4 protein-coding genes and 1 pseudogene are annotated in these 4584 nt (G+C 53.3%); 3 read left to right on the top strand and 2 right to left on the bottom strand.

The annotated features are described in order from the left end of the window. The first annotated feature begins 267 nt into the window (after positions 1–267). Both LC354_RS26390 and LC354_RS26395 read left to right on the top strand, forming a co-directional pair. Positions 268–513: a type II toxin-antitoxin system Phd/YefM family antitoxin gene (locus LC354_RS26390; RefSeq protein ID WP_223428929.1), complete on the top strand. Its 246-nt coding sequence runs from the start codon at positions 268–270 to the stop codon at positions 511–513. Next, positions 514–894: a type II toxin-antitoxin system VapC family toxin gene (locus LC354_RS26395; RefSeq protein ID WP_223428930.1), complete on the top strand. Its 381-nt coding sequence runs from the start codon at positions 514–516 to the stop codon at positions 892–894. It begins immediately after the preceding gene. Between the two features lie 297 nt (positions 895–1191). Here the strand turns inward: LC354_RS26395 and LC354_RS26405 are convergent, their stop codons facing one another. Beyond that, a complete protein-coding gene (locus tag LC354_RS26405; RefSeq protein ID WP_223428931.1) occupies positions 1192–2292 on the bottom strand; it encodes an ISAs1 family transposase in 1101 nt (366 codons plus the stop codon). Positions 2293–2595: 303 nt separating this feature from the next. After that, a pseudogene (locus LC354_RS26410) lies at positions 2596–3036 on the bottom strand (helix-turn-helix domain-containing protein); the annotation flags it as partial. Positions 3037–3240: 204 nt separating this feature from the next. Between LC354_RS26410 and LC354_RS26415 the strand changes: the two are divergent. Next, the gene (locus LC354_RS26415) at positions 3241–4434 is read left to right on the top strand and encodes an MFS transporter (RefSeq protein ID WP_223428932.1); all 1194 of its coding nucleotides are present in this window, start codon (positions 3241–3243) and stop codon (positions 4432–4434) included. Positions 4435–4584: the final 150 nt, after the last annotated feature.

Below are 4584 nucleotides of genomic sequence, written 5' to 3' on the forward strand. Positions count from 1 at the left end.
AGACGATGTCATCAAGCAGTACCTGGAATTACATTCCGACAAATGATGCCTCCGGCGTCAGCCGGTGGTCCTTCACTGCTTGTTTCACGTAATCAGCCTCGTTCCAGTTTCCAGCTTTGATCGGCGGTTCAACGGGTCGACGCACCCTAAAAATAAGTTGCACGGATGTCCGGTCTCAGATCATTATTCAACATAATATGGATTACAGTTACATTTGACATTTGAGCCCTCTTTTGTAAAATGTAGTCACATATGGAGGATTCGCAAATGTCGGAACAATTCACACTACGAGAAGCAAAAGCCCGGTTATCGGAAATTCTAGACATGGCAGCCGCTGGTGTTCCAGTCGAAATCACGCGTCAGGGCGCTAAAAAGGGTCGTTTCAAGCTGATCCTGAGCGACGGAGAGTTTGGCCAACGCACTCCTGGGTCTCTTAAAGGCAAAATCTCTATTCCAGACGGTTTTGATGATGAAGATCAAGACATCCTGTCTGATTTCGAGGGCACCTCATAAGTGCGCGTACTGGTCGATACGCAGGCGCTTCTTTGGTGGTTGATAGACTCTGAACGTCTTGGTCCCAAGGCACGGCGGGTTTTCATGTCCGAAGAACCGATAGTAAGCCCCGTTGTTTTGTGGGAGATCGCGATTAAAGTTAAGCTTGGAAAGCTTGAGGCAAATGTTCCAGAAGTTTGCGCAGCTGTTTCTGAGGAAGGGTTTGAACGTTTGGGGTTTTCAGACCGCCATATGATCAGCCTAGCGACTCTGGATCTTCATCACCGAGATCCATTTGATCGAATGCTCGTCGTACAAAGTCAAACAGAGAACGTACCACTGCTTACGTCTGATGAAAAAATGGGCCTCTACAAAATCGAAATTTTGGACAGCCGCACTTAGGATCTGTTGTGAAATAAGGGAATCGGGTGTTTGGGTCTGGACGTTTTCCGAAGGCTCTGATTCATCTTTGCTAAAGCTGAGATGAATTTTATGATCGACAAAACTGGGATCAAAACACGGTTCAAAGCGCTTTCGCCTCACCTTGATGAGCGTAGTCGTCGTCTTTTTGCAGCGAGTGAAGCACGTGCCGCGGGTTATGGCGGCATAGCAGCTGTTTCAGAGGTCACGGGCATTGCGCGTAGCACAGTCGGGCGGGGGCTGTCAGATTTAGATGCAGGAGGACAGGGCAATCGCGCTTCAAAAGCCCTGAATGAGGGTCCGCGGGAAGTCGTTGCTCCAGCCCGCTTTTTTGAACTTCCCGCGATTTGATCCTTTTGCAGGATTGGCCTTGATGATGCTCAATGCGATCCGGCGCAACGCAGCAAAATTGGCGGGCGCATGGTCTTTTCGCGCACGGTGTTGGTCGTCGTTCATCAGCACGCCGAGAGACCAATGCAAGCTGTTCTCGATCTCCCAGTGGCCGCGGATCAGTGTGGCAGCAGCCTGAGCTGTTGGGCATTTTGAAAGCAGGTAAAGCCGCTCGGAGTGGCTGGTTTGACCACCTATCGTGCGCTTCGAGACGACGTGAACGAAGGTGCTTGGATGTGGCCAGTGATGGGTTTCGGTGAGATATTCTGGCACATCGTAAACGCGGTATGATCGCTCCTCAACGCGACCGTGCTCACCATCGACGGAGCTATATTCGTTAATGTAATCAGTATCCTGATCATCGACAAAGGCCCTCACGTCAGCGCGCATATCGCCTTGATTGCCCTTGAGTTGGAGGCAGTAATCGCCGCCTTCTTGCACGATCAGTTCACAGGTCTCTCGCTGGCAGTGCAGCGCATCAGCGGTGATGGTGACGCCGCAAATATCAAGCATTCCGATCAACTCGCGCAGGGCCAAAATCTCGCCTCCGCCCTTGGCGCTTTGCGTAATCCCAAGGCTCAGGCGCGCGCCATGGGCAAAAGCGGTCACGATGTTCATATTCGACTGTTCGGCTGCTTTGTCAAAGCTACGCCGCATCTCTTTGCCATCAATGGCAATCGCCAGCTGCTCTCCATACGTGGCGGCAAAGTCGGTGCGAAACTTGTCAAAAAACGCCTGAAAACTACTCGGCTTCATCAAGCGGAATAGTCGCGAATACGCGTCATGGCAGGGGATACCATGCGACAATTCGAGGAACTCGCGCAGAAAATCTTCCTTCATCTGGCCAAAAAACTCCATATCAACCGCCGTATCCCCGCCACACAGGGCGCACAAAAGGCTGATCGTCATAAGATCACAGAACTTGTGACGAGGCGCGTTGCCCCCGCGAGGATCATCCTTGTCATTGAAATAACTGACTAATGTCGGCATCTCGAAACTCCATCATGTGATGGAACTCCATGAATCGAAATCCCACGCGCTGTCAAATTTCAAGCGCGATTCCCCTGTGCAGGAGGAGAAGCGGACGGTCGCATTCGTCGTATTGGTGGCGGCCGCAAGCAGAAGAGCGAGATCGCCCCTGACCTTCTTCCGGCCCTGAATGAACTGGTGCAGTCTGCCATTCGCGGTGACCCTCAGGCGCCCTTGCTCTGGGTTAGCCGAAGCCAGCGCAATCTTGCGAAGGCTCTAATAGCTCAGGGAATTGATGTCACCCACACCAAGTGGTATTTGCAGTGCAGGCAGTAATTGTGGTTTCTTATACGCGAACCCCAGGCGGCGCATCAGCTTGGGGGCTCCTGAGGGGCTGTAGCTTTGGCCGTGCTCTGCAAGAACGTAAGCACAAACCTCATCTACGTTCCGTGCTGGATGTTCGGTGAAATGGGCTTTCAAAACCCGTTCTTGCTCCACCGACAAATGCCCCTGTCGCTGGCTGTAGTCCTTCAATCCGAAAAATGACAACCCCGCTCCGACAAAGGCAAACTGCCATTCCGTCAGAACCGTTGGACCTATATCCAAAATCCGACAAACCGTTACGACGTCTTCTCCTGCGTCCAGAAGAAGAAACGCTCGCGCACGTTTCCAAACAAGGGCATCAACTTTGCGGCGGCGGCAAAGCGCTTCAAGTGCTATGCGCTGCTCGTCGGATAAGGTGGCTGTTTTGTATCGCTTGCTCACACCCTCAAAATACAGACCGCCGCGCCATCGGCCATGCGACGAACTGAATCGCAGGCACAAAAATCGTCAGGTCAATTCAGGCGCACGTGTATAGCTAACCTTGTGCATGGCGCTGATAGTACCAGTTATGACTCCTACATTCGCAATTTCACAGGCGGCGGATATGCGCTAGCACTGAAGTCTGGCTCAGGCTACTGACGCCAAATGAACCTTGCCGCCTTACGTTTTCGCGATTTCCGCATTTACATGATCGGTAATATTTTCGCGCTCAACGGCCTGTGGATGCAGCGCCTTACGATCGGTTGGATCGCATGGGAACTGACGGGCTCAGCGAGTTTTGTCGGTTTGGTTGCTTTCATCAATTTCGCACCCACAATCTTCGCTGGACCATTTTTCGGTGTCCTCGTGGATCGCATCAGAATTCGGCGAGCCGCGATGATCACACAATCTGCCCTCTTTGTCCTCGCAATCGCGCTTTTCTTAAGCTTTTTGGCAGGGGTACTGAGCCCAGTTTTGCTTGCCACCCTGTCGGGCCTTCTTGGGACTGTTATGGCGGCACATAATCCAATTCGGATGTCCCTTGCTCCACGCCTCGTCGACAGGTTCGCTGTCGCCTCCGTCATCAGCTTGACGGCTATCAACTTTAATTTTGCACGTCTGAGCGGTCCTGCAGTGGCTGGATGGTTAATCACATCTTGGGGTGTTGGCGCCTCGCTATTCATTCAGGCTCTGCTCTATCTCCCTTTCATCCTGGCTCTGTCAGTCATCAGACCGCGTGAACGCGTCCCCACAAAGGCGGCGGCAGTGCCGTTCTTTCAGGACATGGCGGTCGGAATACGTCATGTGTTACGGACACCTTTGATCCGCCAGGCCTTATTGATCACGGGTGTTGGTGCTTTCATTTCACGCGGCGTCTTGGAAATCCTGCCCGTTATTGCCGATGGCGCCTTTAGCAAGGGTGCAACTGGCCTTGGTCTGTTGACAGCTGCTGCCGGGTTCGGAGCGTTGATTGCCGGGATATCCAAAGCACTAATGCCCGGGCAGACCGGTGGTCGATTGCCGGGCCTCGCCCTTGTCGCTGCCATCGCGGGAACCACACTTGTCCCAGCAATCGGGTTCTCAGGGCTTTGGCCGCTGACGCTGCTTCTTGTCGCATGCCTTGGCTTTGCTGCGACGATGACAGGTGTCTCGATGCAGACCGCGATTCAAGTCGACCTGGAAGACGACATGCGCGGACGTGTCATGAGCCTTTGGGTCCTTATCGGTATTGGCTCGGCGGCAAGTGGAGCGGTTTTCCTGGGAGCCCTCACGGACTTGGTTGGCCTAGCTACTGCTTTGAGCTGGGTGGGCGGTTTTGGGGCTGTGTTGCTGGCGAGTTACGTCCGGCGGATCTGGTAGCCAGAAAACACTCAAAACACTCAAGATGCTTGATTCCATCCATGTATCGAGACTCGCCAGCAGATCATGCGCGTGTACCGGGGCACGGTTATGAGACAGCGCTTTGCGCTGGTTATGCCGCCATTTTAACCCCGGTTGCGGCTCCGGTTT

It is taken from the genome of Tateyamaria pelophila, from assembly GCF_019966495.1.
Lineage (GTDB): Bacteria > Pseudomonadota > Alphaproteobacteria > Rhodobacterales > Rhodobacteraceae > Tateyamaria > Tateyamaria pelophila.

Coding starts and splice junctions, on each gene's coding strand:
- LC354_RS26390 (WP_223428929.1), top strand. CDS start 268: ATGTCGGAACAATTCACACTACGAGAAGCAAAAGCCCGGTTATCGGAA.
- LC354_RS26405 (WP_223428931.1), bottom strand. CDS start 2,292: ATGCCGACATTAGTCAGTTATTTCAATGACAAGGATGATCCTCGCGGG.
- LC354_RS26415 (WP_223428932.1), top strand. CDS start 3,241: ATGAACCTTGCCGCCTTACGTTTTCGCGATTTCCGCATTTACATGATC.